This is a genomic window from Undibacterium pigrum (genome assembly GCF_003201815.1).
Lineage (GTDB): Bacteria > Pseudomonadota > Gammaproteobacteria > Burkholderiales > Burkholderiaceae_D > Undibacterium > Undibacterium pigrum.
The window spans coordinates 438,501-453,894 of the sequence record NZ_QJKB01000001.1 but is presented as its reverse complement, the minus strand read 5'-3'; the positions used below and the strand labels follow the sequence as shown (position 1 = coordinate 453,894).

Sequence of the window (15,394 nt, the reverse complement as noted above, 5' to 3'; positions counted from 1 at the left end):
GCTCAAGCCTTGCTGTCTGAAGGACGATGTATGCGCTGGCGTAAAGGTATCGGTGCCAGTGGATTATGCGGATGTCCATCATCGCCGCCATGATGGTGACCACCGCCATAAGCACCTGATTCCGGCTCAAAACTGGCCTGCTCTTCAGTGACGACTGCGCCCAGCCCTTGCAGCATTTCCTTCAGCACCGGGTCTTTGCGTATGCGCAAAAAACCGTCGCTGACCTGTGCCTGGGTATGCCGGTTACCCAGATGAAAGGCGCAGCGCAATAAGTTAAAGGCGGTATCACATTCCACCTTATACGTCGGTTCAGCAGCAGCAATGACTTCAATCACGCGGCCATCATTGCCCAGCATCAGGTCACCATGGCGCATGACTGTGCCGCGCACGGTGAACACGGCCACATCTTCACCGCTGGCAAGGGTGGCACGCAAACGGCTTTTTTCACGCAATTCATACGGCAAAACCAGTTGCCCGGCTATGCTGTCGGCAGTCTCGATTTTTGTTTGCAATGTCAGCATTGTTTAAAATAAAAAATAACGTTGGGCCATGGGCAGGATTTTTGCCGGTTCACACACCAGCAGTTCACCATTGGCACGGACTTCATAGGTTTCGGAATCGACTTCCATTTTTGGCGTCAGGCTATTGTGTATCATGTCCTTCTTGCGAACATGGCGCGTATTCCTGACAGCAATCAGGGTCTTGTTCAGCTTCAACTGTTCTGCCAGCCCAGCATCCAGCCCTGCCTGCGAGACAAAGGTAAACGACTTTTTCAGGCCACCGCCAAAGGCACCAAACATCATGCGGTAATGCACAGGCTGTGGTGTTGGTATCGATGCATTCGGATCACCCATCTGGGCTGCGGCTATCATGCCACCCTTGATGATCATCGATGGTTTCACACCAAAGAAGGCAGGCTTCCACAAAACGATGTCGGCAATCTTGCCCACTTCCAGCGAGCCAACTGCATGGGCAATGCCATGTGTCAGGGCCGGGTTGATCGTATATTTGGCGATATAGCGTTTGACACGGAAGTTATCGTGACGCGCATTATCTTCTGCCAGCGAGCCGCGCTGCTGCTTCATCTTGTCTGCCGTTTGCCAGGTACGCATAATGACTTCGCCTACACGGCCCATGGCCTGGGAATCGGAAGACATCATGGAGATGGCGCCAATATCATGCAAGATATCTTCAGCAGCGATGGTTTCGCGCCGTATGCGTGATTCGGCAAAGGCAATGTCTTCGGCAATAGCCGGGTCAAGATGGTGACAGACCATGAGCATGTCGAGATGCTCGTCCAAAGTATTGACTGTGTAAGGACGGGTAGGATTGGTGGATGATGGCAGTACATTTGCCTCGCCAACTGCCGCAATAATATCCGGCGCATGGCCACCACCCGCACCTTCGGTATGGAAGGTGTGGATAGTCCTGTCCTTGAATGCTGCCAGGGTGTGCTCCAGGAAGCCACCTTCGTTGAGCGTATCGCTATGAATGGCAACCTGCACATCCATAGCGTCTGCCACGGTCAGGCAGTTATCGATGGCTCGTGGCGTCGTGCCCCAGTCTTCATGCAGCTTCAAACCTATGGCACCTGCCCTGATCTGCTCTTCCAGCGGCAAAGGCAGGCTGACATTGCCCTTGCCCATAAAGCCCAAGTTCATGGGAAACGCATCTGCAGCCATTAGCATGGAATACAAATGCCAGGGGCCCGGGGTACAGGTGGTGGCTGCCGTGCCAGTTGCAGGGCCAGTACCGCCGCCCAGCATGGTGGTGACGCCGCTCATCAAAGCTTCTTCTATCTGCTGCGGACAAATGAAATGGATGTGTGAATCGATGCCGCCGGCGGTCACAATCTTGCCTTCACCGGCAATGATCTCGGTCGCGCCACCGATTGCCATGTCAACGCCAGACTGTATGTCTGGGTTACCCGCCTTGCCTATGCAGGCAATCAAACCATTTTTAATGCCTATGTCTGCTTTGACGATACCCCAGTGATCAATAATGACTGCATTGGTGATGACGGTATCCATGACTTCAGCATGTGGCCTTTGCGACTGACCCATGCCATCACGTATCACTTTGCCGCCACCAAATTTTACTTCTTCGCCATAGATGGCAAAGTCTTTCTCGATTTCTATGAATAGATTGGTATCTGCCAGACGGATACGGTCACCCGTGGTCGGCCCAAACATTTCAGCATAGGCATGACGTGAAATTTTCATAGTGCCCCCATCACTTTACCGCTGAAACCATAGACTTTTCTATCGCCCGCCAAAGCCACCAGCTCTATGCTGCGTTGCTGCCCTGGCTCAAAACGGATGGCCGTGCCAGCGGCAATATTGAGACGCATGCCATAAGCAAGCTGGCGCTCAAATTGCAGGGACGGATTGGTTTCATAAAAATGAAAATGTGAGCCCACCTGTATTGGCCTGTCACCACTATTGGCTACAGTAATGCTAACAATGGCACGACCGACATTCAGTTCTATGTCCCCATCCTCTATCAGGGTTTCGCCTGGTATCATGGTTTTCTCCTAAGGGATGGGGTGATGGACGGTAACCAGCTTGCTGCCGTCCGGGAAAGTCGCTTCAACCTGGATATCAGGAATCATTTCCGGCACGCCTTCCATGACATCGGCACGACTGAGTATTTGCGTGCCCTCTGACATCAGTTCAGCCACCGTGCGGCCATCACGCGCGCCTTCCATGATGGCGGCGGTAATCAGGGCGACTGCTTCTGGGTAATTCAGTTTCAGGCCACGCGCCTTGCGCCGCTCTGCCAGCAAGGCGGCGGTAAATATCAGCAACTTATCTTTTTCTCTGGGTGTCAGATCCATATCTTCTTTCGCTTATTGTCTTTGCTATCACCAAACTTATTATTTATCGTCATTTGCAAAATAACAAGCAAGTGCAGATGGGTGAGAGGCCAGAAATCTAAAAACATTATAAAAAGCAACACAGCAAGTTTCGAACCAAGGGCAAATAGCCTGAATTACAAAAATACGCACCAAACAAAGGCAAGATCTCACCAAGTTAGTGCATTTCATATAAATGCAGATAGCGCGAAAATAATTGGAACTTTCAAAGTCTCTCAAGGCAATACCTTAAAACAACCTACAAATAAACGTGGATAACCAAGAGACAGATTCCAGCTTGCTGACACAAATGCGCAACGGTGATGTTGCCGCATTTCAACGTCTGTACCAGCGCCATCAGGGGCCTATTTATCGCTATGCCCTGATGCGTTGTGGTCAGAGTGCTCTGGCAGCTGATGTCGTGCAGGATGTTTTCATGGGCTTATTGAGCAAGTCTTACCGCTATGACGCAGGCCTGGGCAATTTGCAAAATTTTCTGTTTGGCGTAGCCAGGAATCTATTGTTGAAACAGGACCAGGCAGAACGCCGCCACCAGCCATTACCAGGTTATAGCGAAGAAGATGGAGAAGAAGTCTTGATGAGTGAAACGACAGAACCGGCGGATGTCATCTTCCATCAGCAAATGACTGAACACGTGCGGCAAGCAGTCGCGGTATTGCGCCCTCATTATCGTGACGTGATTATTTTGTATGAATTGCAGGAACTATCATACGCAGAGATAGCCGTGATTTGCGATATAGACATAGGCACAGTGCGCTCACGCCTGTCACGGGCGCGAGCCGCGATATTGCAATACAGCGAAAGACTGGGCTGGCGCCCCGATGCTGTAGCAAAAACCGGAACACAAAGATGAAAGATCTTATGAATACCCCACAGGACGCCAGTAATGCAGATGCCGTGCTGGACCAGCAGTTCAGTCTTTTGCGCAAAGATTTGCAGGAGATGAATACGCCAACTGCGATTGAGCAGACTTTATTGCAAGCGTTTGCCAAGCAACAGGCCAATGATAAAAAACAGGCGCGCAGCAAACGCCTGCGCCCATGGCTGGCAGGTTTGCTGACGCTGAGTGGCAGCTTTGGCCTGCTCATGCTGACGGTCATGTTTCCAGCATCGCAGCATCAATTAACGCCGGACAGCGCCACTGTTTCAAGTACAGAGCTTCCCCCTTTCGTCGCCTTGGTGCCGCTGGAGCGCCTGAATAACGAAACGCCAAGCATGCTGGAAGCAGAAGTCCCGGCAGCCTGGCTCGCCAGCCTGGGCATGCCAGTCTCGCCAGAAATAGCTGGTGACATGGTACAGGCGCAAATGCTGGTCGCTGCAGATGGTGAGCCATTAGCCATGCGACTCCTGAAATAAGCGATTAGCTACTCAATAACGCTACCCAATAACTAAGCAGCATCGAAAAAAATGAACCACAGAAAAGGACGCATCATGAAAACCAAACTGCCACTCTTCATATTGTTAAGCTCTGCATTGGCCATGGCAAATGCCAATACAGACGGTGACACTGCAAGCCCTGGCGAAGAAAAACCTGTGCGTCGGCATGTGGAAATCATACAAGTGCCTGCAGTACCACCGCTGCCGCCCATTCCATCGATGCCACCAATGCCCCCAATGCTTGCACTTGCAGACATACCCGACACAAAAAACGTCAGCAGGATAGTCTCCGACGCCATGAGCCAGGCATTTGTCAGCATGCAAGGCATGCATAGCATCCGGCCAATTAAAAATGCGCCTTACAGCGCAGAAATCGTCACAGAAAAAACCCAGACCCTGGCCGATGGCAACCAGATCAGCAATAAAACCACCAGTTTGAACTACAGGGATGCTGCTGGCCGCACCCGTCAGGAAATGCGCGACAGCAAAGGCAATGTCCAGCACATCGTCATCGTTGACCCGGTTGAAAACCTGCGCTACATCCTCATGCCAGAAAAAAAGACGGCAACCAAAATGCACATGGGTAAAGACCTTGATGAAAAAATGGCGAGTGCCAAAGAAAAAATTGATGCAGCCAAAGAAAAGCTGGACAAGCTCAAACAGGAAGGAAAAACAGTCAGCGTAGAAACTACGCGCAATGGTGACGAAGTCATCGTCAAGCGTATAGAACGCAAAACCAGCGGTGACAAGGCAGAAGGCAGTAAAGACGTGCGAGAAGAAGTCCAGGTCAGGGTCATCCGTGCAGGCAACGCCAGCGACATGCCTGCCCTGCACACCAGCCTGAGTTCAACATCAGGCAATTTCACCAGTCTCATGGCCCTGAGCCCCATGTCGATGGCATTCGTGGATAACCGCTGGACAGCAAAAGGAAACACTAAAGACCTGGGTAGCCGTGACATTGACGGTGTACGCGCAGAAGGCAAAATGCGTTCCTACCAAATTCCTGCTGGCGAAGTCGGCAATAAAAATCCGATTAGCGTCAGCTCAGAAAGCTGGTATTCACCAGAACTGCAAATGACTGTCTATGCAAAACAAACTGATCCACGTACTGGTGAATGGAATTACAAGCTTAATAATTTGAAACGCACAGAACCTGCGGCGAATTTATTTGCTATCCCTGAAGGGTATACAGTGAAAGAAATACCTGCGACACCAAAAATCATCGTGGAAAGACGCGAAGAAAAGAAACCCTGATCCCTCTGGCCAGCCGGGCCGTTTTTGCAGGGCTTGTGAGTGGACAGGGCCAGGATTCCCGACCTGCCCTGTCACTCTTTTTTAAAGTTGCTTGCCAATATTCCCGGGATTGGTTATAGTTTTTCCATGCACGCAATTACCCATCCCCTGCTGAACACGAACTTATGCGCAATTAATGCCGCATCTGTTGTCGTGCACGCGATTGCGCTGCCTGTTGTTTCCATCTGCGACATTTCCATTATTCGAATTATTCCGGGTCGTTAAGCTACGGCGTATGCCGGTGCCTGGCGGCCCTTCAGCTCATCCTGTTTTGATGTCCTGAGCGCTATTGCTGTTACTTATTATTGTCACTTATTGTTGTCACCATCGCGCCCACGCCTTCTTCGATTTTTTCTGCTGATTTTTATTCTGGAGTTTTTATGTCCCACGTCGCTACAGACAGGCCTGTGCACACCCCTACGTCCTTATCATCCAAATTATTGATTGCTGGTTTTCCTTATCCTTCGCTTGCAGATATCCGCAAGACTGCGGCCAGCTTATCGCAACAGGTTTTGCATACCCCTGTCTGGCACTGGCAAACCGGGTCTGCGCTAGACAAACTGGAGTCTGATACTGAAGTCTGGCTGAAGCTGGAGTTGTTCCAAAAAACCGGTACGTTCAAATTACGCGGGGCTTTGAATTGCATATCTGCGCTGGATGCAGATGCACGTGAGCGTGGCGTGGTCGCTGTCAGCGCGGGCAATCATGCAATGGCGGTAGCCTATGCGGCCAAGCTGGCAGGCGTGTCTTGCAAAGTGGTGTTGCCACGCCATGCCAGCCCTACCCGCATCAAGGCTTGTCGGCAAGATGGTGCGGAAGTGATACTGGAAGCGGACATGCACAAGGCATTCACACTGGGACAGCGCATTATGGAAGAAGAGCAGCGCACCATGATCCACCCTTATGATGGACCGTTGACCGCACTGGGCACAGCAACGGTAGGTCTGGAACTAATGCAGCAGGTGGTGCAACTGGATGCCGTGATCGTACCTATCGGTGGTGGCGGTCTATGTGGCGGCATTGCTTCTGCTGTCAAACAACTGGCACCCCATTGTGCCGTCTATGGAGTTGAACCCTATGGTGCAGATGCCATGTACCGCAGCTTTCAGTCTGGCCAGCCAGAGAAATTAAAGGAGGTCGATAGCATAGCCGACAGCCTGTGCGCACCATATGCCATGGATTACAGTTTTAGGGTATGCCAGCGTTTTGTGGACGAAGTTGTCAGGGTCAGTGATGATGAAATCTGTACTGCGATGTCGGATTTGTATCATGACGTCAAGCTGGTGGCTGAACCTGCGGCAGCGGTTGCCACTGCAGGCTTGTTTGGCCCTTTGCGTCAAAGGCTTGCGGGCAAACGGGTGGCGGTAATTGTCTGTGGCTCCAATGTAGACCCAGCCAGATATGCTGAATTGCTTGCCAGGGCGGGATCATCAGCGCATGGACTGGCCGCCTGAAGCAGCTGTTCAGTTTGCAACAGGCATCACATGCGTGATATGCAAAGCCTTGCAATGCCCTACAATAGGGGTTCACTCAGGCATAAACATAGACGGATTTTACTTTTACTGTTCTATGCCTGCTCACAGCATGATTACTCATGATTACTAACGGAATTGCATATGCAACAAGGCTGGCTGACAGAATTTTTTCGTCAAAACGATAGTTTGATGGTGTTTGTCAATGTCTTGCTGCAGCAACTGGGCTTGCCTGTGCCTGCAGTGCCGACCATGATGTTCAATGCCAGCCAGGCCACACAATCCGGGCAATTGCTGGTGTTGTTGATGGCAGCGGTAGGCGCTTCATTGATTGCTGACCTGATCTGGTACCAGGCAGGCAAGAAATTTGGCTACAGCGTGCTGAAGTTTTTATGCAAGATGTCGATCAACCCAGGGTCATGCGTGAACCAGACCGAAGCAAGGTTTCATCGTTGGGGTGTGTGGTCGCTGGTGGTGGGTAAATTTATCCCTGGCTTTTCTACCGTGGCACCACCAGTGGCGGGTGCTTTGGGTATGCCGCGCACCTCTTTCATGCTGGCTTCTGCTGCAGGTGCCGCTTTATGGGCGGGCTTGGCTCTGTTGGCTGGTTTTGCCTTGCAGGTGCAAATTGAAGCTGGTCTGGTGTTTTTGTCGGCACAGGGTATACGTATCGCGGCAATTTTCATTGCCCTGGTATTGAGCTGGCTGGCCTGGAAATTCTGGCAAAAGAAACGCTTTGAAAAACTCGCGTCCATCCCTCATTTCAGTGCGACTGAAATGTCAGATACACTCAAAACCAACACCCTGCCCCATATCATCGATTTGCGCAGCCCGGCGCTGATTGCAGAAACTGGCACCATACCCCATGCCATGGTCAGCGAGGTCAAGCAGGTTGGCAATGCGGCCAGGCACTGGTCACCGAATGAAATGATCATCACCATCTGCGCCTGCCCTGGTGATGCAGGCGCAGTACATGCAGCGCATACTTTGAGACAGTTGGGATTTAAGGATGTCAGGCCATTTTCAGGTGGTTTTGATGCCTGGCAAGAATTGTCTGCCCAGCACCCGCATTTGCTGGTCAAAGCCTGAGCAAATCATCCCTTTTGCAACAAGGCTTGCAGTTCCTTGACCAGATGATCAAAGGTAATCCGGTAACGCTGGCTGGACCGCAAATCTTCATGCATGACTACCCATACCGGGAAATCAATTTGAAATTCATCTGCTAGCACGCGCTGTAAGTAGGTGTGCTGCGTAGCTAAGCCAAGCTGGCAAATGCCTATGCCATAGCCCTGGCGTATGGCAGAAAACTGCACCAGATCACTATCAGCACGCAAGGCAAAGGCTGCGCGCTGGATCTGTGGATAACGTTTTTGCAAAGCCCTGATATAAGGAAATTCCTGGTCAAAGCCTATCAGGCTATGGTCTTTCAACGCGTCCATGTCAGCTGGCATACCGTGACGTGTCAGATAATCTGCATGGGCAAAAAAACCAAGACTGATCGTACCTGCACGGCGCGCGATCAATGCGTCCTGCAAGGGCTCGGTATTGCGTATGGCAATGTCTGCATCACGCTTGAGCAAATCCTGAGTGTGGTTGGATATCTGTAGTTCTATGCTCAGTTCAGGATAATCTTGCCGCAAACCTGTCAACATGCCCGGCAATATCTCTACTCCCATGACTTCTGACGCGGTAACGCGTACTGTACCCCTTACCTCATTTGCCTCTGCTGACACACTGCGCAACAAGGCACTTTCAGTTGCCCGCAAGCTTTCTGCATAAGGCTTCATGGCCAGCGCGGCAATAGTAGGCGACAGGCCAGATTGGTTGCGCACAAACAGACTCGTACCTAAGGCATTTTCAAGTGCCTCGATATGCCGCCCTACGGTAGGTTGGGTCAAGCCCAGGGCGCGGGCAGCGCCTGATAGCGAACCTTCTTCCAGCACGGCCAGGGCAGTGCGGTAGTAATCCCAGTGGATATTCTTGTCATCCATACAGAAATGTATATCACCTATGCAGTTTTAGAGAATTGTATATAGCTTGGCAAAGATACACAATGACTACATCAACCAAACATTAAGGAGTAACAAAATGAACCAGCAAACTTCCAGCAACATCCAAAACAACACTCAAGCTAATAAACAAGCCCTGGTATTGGGTGCAACTGGTGGCGTAGGTGGTGAAGTAGCGCGCTTGCTGATGCAACGCGGCTGGCAGGTCACTACCCTGCACCGCAATCCTGATCAAGTGAAAGATAAAACAGCAGCGCATATCTGGATGAAAGGTGACGTCATGGTGCAGGACGATGTGGTGCAAGCTGCGGCAGGAAAGTCTGTCATCGTCCACGCTGTCAACCCACCTGGCTACCGTGACTGGGAAAAACTGGTACTGCCTATGATAGACAATACCATCGCAGCGGCCCAGGCCAGTGGCGCACGCATACTGCTGCCAGGCACGGTTTATAATTTTGGTCCGGACGCATTCCCCCTGATCGCAGAAAACGCGTCACAGTTCCCTATCACTAAAAAAGGGAAAATCCGGGTAGAAATGGAACACCGTCTGCGTCTGGCTGCCAGCAAGGGTATCAAGTCTCTCGTCGTCAGAGCCGGTGATTTCTTTGGCCCCAAGGCTGCCAACAACTGGTTTTCACAAGGTCTGGTAACACCGGGCAAGCCAGTGAGTATCGTGCGCTACCCCGGCAGTACTGGTGTTGGTCATCAATGGGCTTACTTGCCTGACGTAGCGGAAACCATGGTGCGTTTGCTGGAACGTGAAAAAGAACTCGGTAATTTTGCCCGCTTCCATATGGAAGGCCATTGGGATCATGATGGCAAACAAATGGTCGCCGCAATTGGCCGCGTCACTGCCCAGCCAACATTGAAGGCAAGCTGGTTCCCATGGCCAGTGTTCACATTGCTGGCACCTTTCAAGCAAACCTTCAAGGAAATGCTGGAAATGCGTTACCTGTGGCGCAATGAAGTCAAAATGTCGAACCAGGCTTTGGTAGACTTTTTGGGTGAAGAACCACGTACACCACTGGATGTGGCAGTTCGTTCCAGCCTGGCAGGTCTGGGTTGCATCAAGCGTAATGCTGGCTATGAATCAAGTGTTCCAGATGCGCGGAATTTTGGCATCACACCCAATCACGACAGGGCGTAAATGTAGCCACACCAGCTGCAACCAAAGCCGGGCAACTTCACTGGAGTTGCCCAGATAGCGTGCAACAATAACAGACTTCATTTGCGTGACGCCACACATGGCGTCCGCTTCACGCGCAGACAACAAGGCCGATGTTTGTTCACGCAATACCTGCAATTGTTCGCCAGACAGCATGGCACCAGAAGCCAGCACCATCGCCGACACAGATTTGCCATTCAAACCCAAAGGACTTTGCATAGTAGGGCTGCCACCTTGCAAACTGCCCTGTTCATGCCAGATCATCTTGTCTTCACGATAGATGCTGCAATGCTGTTTGATCCGGCCACTGTTATAGGTTTCGCCAGAGGCAGTGCGGCCAAAGCAAAAAATATCAGCCGCAATCAGCCTCGCATCTGCCGCCAGATATATGGTCTGGTGCAAATCGACACAGGCATCGTCAAAAAAGATGGTTTCTTGCGGCAGCCATTCCAGCCTGGCACCTGCATCCAGTTTCAGATTAATATGTTGTGCGGATAGGTAGCCATTACTGCGATACCATTTCGCCGCACCCGGTGTAGTTACCAGTGCATGGGTATCAGCTGCCAACTTCACATCGACCTTTAACTGATCGCCACCGACTACCCCACCTGGAGGGTGGATGATGATGGCATGGCAAACCTCATCCCCTTCAGGATACAAAGGCTTTTGCACACGCAGGGGGCCATTGTGTTTGCGTTCTGTCAGGCGCGTGACATCACCATCCTTGCTAAAGCCCAGTTGCAGGCTGGCTTGCCAGTGTGATTTTGTGGCACTTGAAGGTAATGCCGGACTGCAGACATCCATATTCAGCTAGTGAGAGGGAAAAAGGTAAAGACTGCACTATACCGCCAGATGCCGCTTGACGTCATCACCATCCATCAACTCCTGACCACCATAGGCAACCACTTCACCGCGCGACAGCACGACAAAATGATCTGCCAGTTCACGGGCGAAATCGAAATACTGCTCACATAACAAGATGCCGATATCACCTCGCTCACGAAGCAAGCGAATCACACGACCTATATCCTTGATGATGGATGGTTGTATGCCTTCAGTAGGTTCATCGAGGATGATGAGCCTGGGCTCAGCCAGCAAGGCGCGGGCGATAGCAAGCTGTTGCTGCTGACCACCCGATAAATCACCACCACGCCTGTGCAGCATTTCTTTCAAGACAGGGAACAGCTGATATACCTCATCCTTGATTTTGCCTGCCTTGCGTGCAGGCAGGCTGGCCATGCCCATGAGCAGGTTTTCTTCGACGGTAAGGCGGGCAAAAATCTCACGGCCTTGTGGCACATAAGCTATCCCAGCCCTGGCCCTGTCATGCGGCGAGAGCTTGTTGATGTCGCGGCCTTCAAAACTGACAGTACCTTCAGTAACAGGCAAGACGCCCATCAGGCATTTAAGTAAACTGGTTTTGCCGACGCCATTACGGCCCAGCAAGGCCATGCATTCACCTTTTTTCAGTGACAGTGAAATACCACGCAAGGTGTGGCTGGAACCGTAATGCTGGTGCAGTTGTTTGACTTCAAGCATGCTTGGCTTTCATTAGCGTCCCAGATAGACTTCAATCACACGTTCATCAGCCTGCACCTGCGCCATCGTGCCATCGGCAAGTACAGATCCCTCATGCAATACCGTGACTTTGCCCTGTTGCGCAATTTCAGTGACGAAACCCATATCATGCTCGACCACCATGATGGAATGCTTGCCACGCAGTTCATTGAGCAATTCAGCAGTGCGTGCGGTCTCTGCATCTGACATGCCAGCTACCGGCTCATCGAGCAAGATCAGTTGCGGTTCCTGTATCAGCAGCATGCCTATCTCCAGCCACTGCTTTTGGCCATGCGACAGCAGGCCAGCTTGCCTTTGCTCTTGCCCATCCAGGCGTATCAATTGCAGGATGGCGGCGATCTTGTCTTTTTGTTCGCTGTTCAAGCGGGCAAACAGGGTGGTCTTGACGCGCTTGTCCATTTTCATGGCCAGCTCAAGATTCTCAAATACACTGTGCTGCTCGAATACTGTCGGTCGCTGGAATTTGCGGCCTATGCCGGCATGGGCAATATCCACTTCGCTCATGCGAGTCAGATCCATAGTCTGACCAAAGAATGCAGTGCCGGATGTGGGCCGGGTTTTGCCGGTGATCACATCCATCATCGTGGTTTTGCCAGCGCCATTGGGGCCGATGATGCAACGCAGCTCACCCACAGAGATATCCAGGTTCAGATTATTGATGGCCTTGAAACCATCAAATGACACCACGATATCTTCCAGGTAAAGGATAGCGCCGTGGGTGGTATCTACCCCTTCCTGTTTGATGCGACCATAAGACACACCCTGATCACCGGTAGCACCCTCGTATTGCTGACCTGGTCGCAAGACGCCGCTCATCATATAAGAAGTCATGCAGGCTCCCGCTGTTTTTTGAACTTGCTCACCAGGCCCAATACGCCTTGTTGCATGAACAGTGTGACCAAAATAAACAACAAACCCAGAGCGTACAACCACAAATCCGGGAAAGCCGCAGTGAACCAGCTCTTCAAGCCATTGACAGTAAAAGCACCGATGATAGGCCCCAGCAATGTACCGCGCCCACCGACTGCCGCCCAGATCACCATTTCTATGGAGTTTGCTGGTGACATTTCAGACGGATTGATGATACCAACTTGCGGTACATACAGGGCACCGGCAATACCGCATAGTATGGCAGACAGCGTCCAGACAAACAGCTTGAACCACAAGGGGTTGTAACCGATGAACATCAGTCGCGATTCTGAATCACGCACAGCCTGTAGCACGCGCCCCAGCTTGGAAGTGACTATCCAGCGGCACAGGAACAAGGCTGACAGCAAAATCAGCAAGGTGATCAGATACAGCGCTGCCTTGGTGCCAGGTGCTGTGATGGTAAAACCCAGAATGCGTTTGAAATCAGTAAAACCATTATTGCCGCCAAAGCCAGTGTTATTACGGAAGAACAGCAGCATGAAGGCAAATGTCATTGCTTGGGTGATGATAGAGAAATACACACCCTTGATGCGTGAGCGAAAGGCAAAGAATCCAAAGATAAAGGCCAGCACACCAGGCACCAGTATCACCAGTGCCATGCAATACCAGAAGCTGTCGGTCATCGCCCAATACCAGGGATAAGTTTTCCAGTCCAGGAAAACCATGAAGTCAGGCAGATTGCTTTGATAAACACCGTCACGGCCAATAGCACGCATCAGATACATGCCATGCGCATAGGCACCTAGCGCAAAAAATACGCCATGTCCCAAAGATAAAATGCCGGTATAACCCCAGACCAGATCAAGCGCCAGCGCAGCCAGGGCATAGCACATGAACTTGCCAACCAAGGCTATCGTGTAGCTGGAAATATGCAGGGCATGACCAACAGGAAAGCTCAGATTAAGAATGGGCAGCAATACGGCTATCACCGCGCACACCAATATGCCTGTCCATGCCGGTTTGGAAAACAGTCCTTTTGCCATTGCAAATGTCGTAGTAGCACTCATTCCACACTCCTGCCTTTGAGCGCAAACAAGCCTTGCGGTCTGCGTTGTATGAAAATGATGATGAATACCAGGATGACGATCTTGGCCATGACGGCACCAGCCACTGGCTCCAGAAATTTATTCACTTCACCCAGGCCAAAAGCCGCAATCACTGTGCCCGCCAGTTGCCCTACCCCGCCCAACACCACGACCATGAAAGAATCGACGATATAGTTTTGCCCAAGGTCAGGGCCAACATTACCCAACTGCGACAAAGCCACACCACCCAGACCTGCAATGCCCGAGCCCAGTCCAAAAGTCAGCATGTCTATCTTGCCAGTTGCCACACCTACGCAATCAGCCATGCGGCGATTCTGTGTCACAGCACGCACAAACAAACCCAGGCGTGTTTTGTTCAGGATCAGCCAGACAGCCAGCACGACGAACAAGGCAAAGAAGATAATGATGATTCGGTTATAAGACAGCACCAGCGAACCCAGCACCGTAATACCACCCGACATCCAGGAAGGATTGGCGACCTCGACATTTTGCGCACCAAAAATTGAGCGCACCGCTTGCATTAAGATCAGGCTGATGCCCCAGGTGCATAACAGTGTCTCCAGCGGGCGACCATATAACCAGCGTATGACCGTTCTCTCCAGCAAAATACCAACGGCGGCAGAAACCAGGAAGGCGGCAGGCAAAGCCAGCAATAAATAGGCATCGACAGCATCAGGCATGAATTTACGGAACAGCATCTGGCAGACATAGGTGGTGTATGCGCCTATCATCAGCAATTCACCATGCGCCATATTGATGATACCCATCAGGCCAAAGGTGATTGCCAGACCCAGCGCAGCCAGTAACAGCACACTACCCAGCGATACTCCATAAAACAGATTGCCGACAAATTCCATGCGCGCCAGCCGGCCATCGATGGCATTCAGGGTATTGGCAGCCTCCAGGCGTATGCTGGCATCGGCTTCGTTGTAACTACCATCGGGATTTTGTGCCAGCATCTTTTGCAGCACAGGTTTTAAATTGGGATTGGGGCTATCCAGCAAAGCCTTGACGGCAGCCTTGCGTACAACCGGGTCACTGGCCTGCAAATTGGCGGTAGCAATCAGCATTTGCAGTCGGGACTTGATTTCGCTATCGTTTTCTTTCAGATAAGCTTTGTTCAGCAAGGGCAATTGTTCTGGCGTGGCTTCTTTTTCCAGCGCAGTGGCAGCGACCAGACGGACATTTTTATCCGGTGAAAATAATCTCAGGCCTGACAGCGCACTATCCAGCGCCGCACGCAGGCGGTTATTGATGGTGATTGCCTCGGCATCATCCGGCAGCTTTTGCATTTTTCCGGTGCCAAGGTCTTTTGCCTGCTCACCGTCGACCAGATAAACGGCGACGTCCCTGGCAAACAATTGTTCATTTTTGAGTGCAGTCAATACTTCCACAGCCTCTTCATTACCCAGGGCTGCAATGGTATTGACGGCAGTAATACGCGCATCCGGATCATCACCCGCCAGCGCCTGCAAGAGCTTGCCATCGATGGCCGCGTGCGCTGTCAGGCTGAACACGAGCAAGACTATGCTCGCGCAGATTTTACGAAATATCATAGGCAACCAGGTCAGGGATGGAGAATCCGGAACAGCACTCAGGGCAATCGATGTGAGAGCCCTGAGTGTCTGCGTCAATCCTTAAACATTTAT

General features: G+C 51.5%; 16 protein-coding genes. 6 read left to right on the top strand and 10 right to left on the bottom strand.

All coding sequences use genetic code 11. From position 1 onward, the window contains the following. Window positions 1–2 precede the first annotated feature (2 nt). The 4 genes from ureE to DFR42_RS02050 are packed head-to-tail and all read right to left on the bottom strand — an operon-like array spanning window position 3 to window position 2,836. The gene (ureE, locus tag DFR42_RS02065; RefSeq protein WP_110253281.1) at window positions 3–521 is read right to left on the bottom strand and encodes an urease accessory protein UreE; all 519 of its coding nucleotides are present in this window, start codon (window positions 519–521) and stop codon (window positions 3–5) included. 3 nt (window positions 522–524) lie between these two features. Further along, window positions 525–2,222, bottom strand: a complete 1,698-nt coding sequence (gene ureC / locus DFR42_RS02060; RefSeq protein WP_110253280.1) for an urease subunit alpha — start codon at window positions 2,220–2,222, stop codon at window positions 525–527. Further along, window positions 2,219–2,524: an urease subunit beta gene (locus DFR42_RS02055; protein WP_110253279.1), complete on the bottom strand. Its 306-nt coding sequence runs from the start codon at window positions 2,522–2,524 to the stop codon at window positions 2,219–2,221. Before DFR42_RS02055 ends, ureC begins: the two co-directional genes overlap by 4 nt. 9 nt (window positions 2,525–2,533) lie before the next feature. Beyond that, on the bottom strand, window positions 2,534–2,836 hold the full coding sequence (locus DFR42_RS02050; RefSeq protein WP_110253278.1) for an urease subunit gamma: 303 nt from the start codon (window positions 2,834–2,836) through the stop codon (window positions 2,534–2,536). 289 nt (window positions 2,837–3,125) lie between these two features. Here DFR42_RS02050 and DFR42_RS02045 point away from each other — a divergent pair, with 289 nt between their 5' ends. The 5 genes from DFR42_RS02045 (at window position 3,126) to DFR42_RS02025 (ending at window position 8,106) form a co-directional block, all read left to right on the top strand. Further along, window positions 3,126–3,728 (top strand): RNA polymerase sigma factor, encoded by a 603-nt coding sequence (locus DFR42_RS02045; RefSeq protein WP_245936794.1) that lies wholly within the window; start codon window positions 3,126–3,128, stop codon window positions 3,726–3,728. A gap of 8 nt (window positions 3,729–3,736) precedes the next feature. Then, on the top strand, window positions 3,737–4,231 hold the full coding sequence (locus tag DFR42_RS02040) for a hypothetical protein (protein ID WP_146218770.1): 495 nt from the start codon (window positions 3,737–3,739) through the stop codon (window positions 4,229–4,231). 75 nt (window positions 4,232–4,306) lie between these two features. After that, a complete protein-coding gene (locus DFR42_RS02035) occupies window positions 4,307–5,506 on the top strand; it encodes a hypothetical protein (RefSeq protein WP_146218769.1) in 1,200 nt (399 codons plus the stop codon). 419 nt (window positions 5,507–5,925) lie between these two features. Continuing rightward, window positions 5,926–6,999: a threonine ammonia-lyase gene (locus DFR42_RS02030; RefSeq protein ID WP_110253275.1), complete on the top strand. Its 1,074-nt coding sequence runs from the start codon at window positions 5,926–5,928 to the stop codon at window positions 6,997–6,999. A 162-nt stretch (window positions 7,000–7,161) separates the two neighbouring features. Next, on the top strand, window positions 7,162–8,106 hold the full coding sequence (locus tag DFR42_RS02025; RefSeq protein ID WP_110253274.1) for a VTT domain-containing protein: 945 nt from the start codon (window positions 7,162–7,164) through the stop codon (window positions 8,104–8,106). Between the two features lie 5 nt (window positions 8,107–8,111). Here DFR42_RS02025 and DFR42_RS02020 read toward each other — a convergent pair whose 3' ends face one another. Beyond that, a complete protein-coding gene (locus tag DFR42_RS02020; RefSeq protein ID WP_110253273.1) occupies window positions 8,112–9,008 on the bottom strand; it encodes a LysR family transcriptional regulator in 897 nt (298 codons plus the stop codon). A 97-nt stretch (window positions 9,009–9,105) separates the two neighbouring features. Between DFR42_RS02020 and DFR42_RS02015 the strand changes: the two genes are divergently transcribed. Then, window positions 9,106–10,173, top strand: a complete 1,068-nt coding sequence (locus DFR42_RS02015) for an NAD(P)H-binding protein (RefSeq protein WP_110253272.1) — start codon at window positions 9,106–9,108, stop codon at window positions 10,171–10,173. Here DFR42_RS02015 and DFR42_RS02010 read toward each other — a convergent pair. The 5 genes from DFR42_RS02010 to urtB are packed head-to-tail and all read right to left on the bottom strand — an operon-like array spanning window position 10,117 to window position 15,301. Then, complete coding sequence (locus DFR42_RS02010) at window positions 10,117–10,995, bottom strand: urease accessory protein UreD (protein ID WP_110253271.1); 879 nt, start codon at window positions 10,993–10,995, stop codon at window positions 10,117–10,119. The genes DFR42_RS02015 and DFR42_RS02010 overlap by 57 nt on opposite strands. A 36-nt stretch (window positions 10,996–11,031) precedes the next feature. Continuing rightward, the gene (gene urtE, locus DFR42_RS02005) at window positions 11,032–11,730 is read right to left on the bottom strand and encodes an urea ABC transporter ATP-binding subunit UrtE (RefSeq protein WP_110253270.1); all 699 of its coding nucleotides are present in this window, start codon (window positions 11,728–11,730) and stop codon (window positions 11,032–11,034) included. A gap of 12 nt (window positions 11,731–11,742) precedes the next feature. Next, window positions 11,743–12,585 carry an urea ABC transporter ATP-binding protein UrtD gene (gene urtD / locus DFR42_RS02000; RefSeq protein ID WP_211324169.1) on the bottom strand — a complete coding sequence of 281 codons (843 nt, stop codon included), beginning with the start codon at window positions 12,583–12,585 and terminating at the stop codon, window positions 11,743–11,745. An 11-nt stretch (window positions 12,586–12,596) separates the two neighbouring features. Beyond that, window positions 12,597–13,706, bottom strand: coding sequence for an urea ABC transporter permease subunit UrtC (urtC, locus tag DFR42_RS01995; RefSeq protein ID WP_425450858.1), 1,110 nt, complete (start codon window positions 13,704–13,706; stop codon window positions 12,597–12,599). Next, window positions 13,703–15,301, bottom strand: coding sequence for an urea ABC transporter permease subunit UrtB (urtB, locus tag DFR42_RS01990; protein WP_110253269.1), 1,599 nt, complete (start codon window positions 15,299–15,301; stop codon window positions 13,703–13,705). The genes urtC and urtB overlap by 4 nt, the downstream gene beginning before the upstream one ends. Between the last annotated feature and the right edge of the window lie 93 nt (window positions 15,302–15,394).

What these genes read in the sequence shown, in the direction of transcription:
- ureE (WP_110253281.1), bottom strand. Translation starts at nt 521, where the DNA reads ATGCTGACATTGCAAACAAAAATCGAGACTGCCGACAGCATAGCCGGG.
- ureC (WP_110253280.1), bottom strand. Translation starts at nt 2,222, where the DNA reads ATGAAAATTTCACGTCATGCCTATGCTGAAATGTTTGGGCCGACCACG.
- DFR42_RS02055 (WP_110253279.1), bottom strand. Translation starts at nt 2,524, where the DNA reads ATGATACCAGGCGAAACCCTGATAGAGGATGGGGACATAGAACTGAAT.
- DFR42_RS02050 (WP_110253278.1), bottom strand. Translation starts at nt 2,836, where the DNA reads ATGGATCTGACACCCAGAGAAAAAGATAAGTTGCTGATATTTACCGCC.
- DFR42_RS02040 (WP_146218770.1), top strand. Translation starts at nt 3,737, where the DNA reads ATGAATACCCCACAGGACGCCAGTAATGCAGATGCCGTGCTGGACCAG.
- DFR42_RS02035 (WP_146218769.1), top strand. Translation starts at nt 4,307, where the DNA reads ATGAAAACCAAACTGCCACTCTTCATATTGTTAAGCTCTGCATTGGCC.
- DFR42_RS02030 (WP_110253275.1), top strand. Translation starts at nt 5,926, where the DNA reads ATGTCCCACGTCGCTACAGACAGGCCTGTGCACACCCCTACGTCCTTA.
- DFR42_RS02025 (WP_110253274.1), top strand. Translation starts at nt 7,162, where the DNA reads ATGCAACAAGGCTGGCTGACAGAATTTTTTCGTCAAAACGATAGTTTG.
- DFR42_RS02020 (WP_110253273.1), bottom strand. Translation starts at nt 9,008, where the DNA reads ATGGATGACAAGAATATCCACTGGGATTACTACCGCACTGCCCTGGCC.
- DFR42_RS02015 (WP_110253272.1), top strand. Translation starts at nt 9,106, where the DNA reads ATGAACCAGCAAACTTCCAGCAACATCCAAAACAACACTCAAGCTAAT.
- DFR42_RS02010 (WP_110253271.1), bottom strand. Translation starts at nt 10,995, where the DNA reads ATGGATGTCTGCAGTCCGGCATTACCTTCAAGTGCCACAAAATCACAC.
- urtE (WP_110253270.1), bottom strand. Translation starts at nt 11,730, where the DNA reads ATGCTTGAAGTCAAACAACTGCACCAGCATTACGGTTCCAGCCACACC.
- urtD (WP_211324169.1), bottom strand. Translation starts at nt 12,585, where the DNA reads ATGAGCGGCGTCTTGCGACCAGGTCAGCAATACGAGGGTGCTACCGGT.
- urtC (WP_425450858.1), bottom strand. Translation starts at nt 13,706, where the DNA reads ATGAGTGCTACTACGACATTTGCAATGGCAAAAGGACTGTTTTCCAAA.
- urtB (WP_110253269.1), bottom strand. Translation starts at nt 15,301, where the DNA reads ATGATATTTCGTAAAATCTGCGCGAGCATAGTCTTGCTCGTGTTCAGC.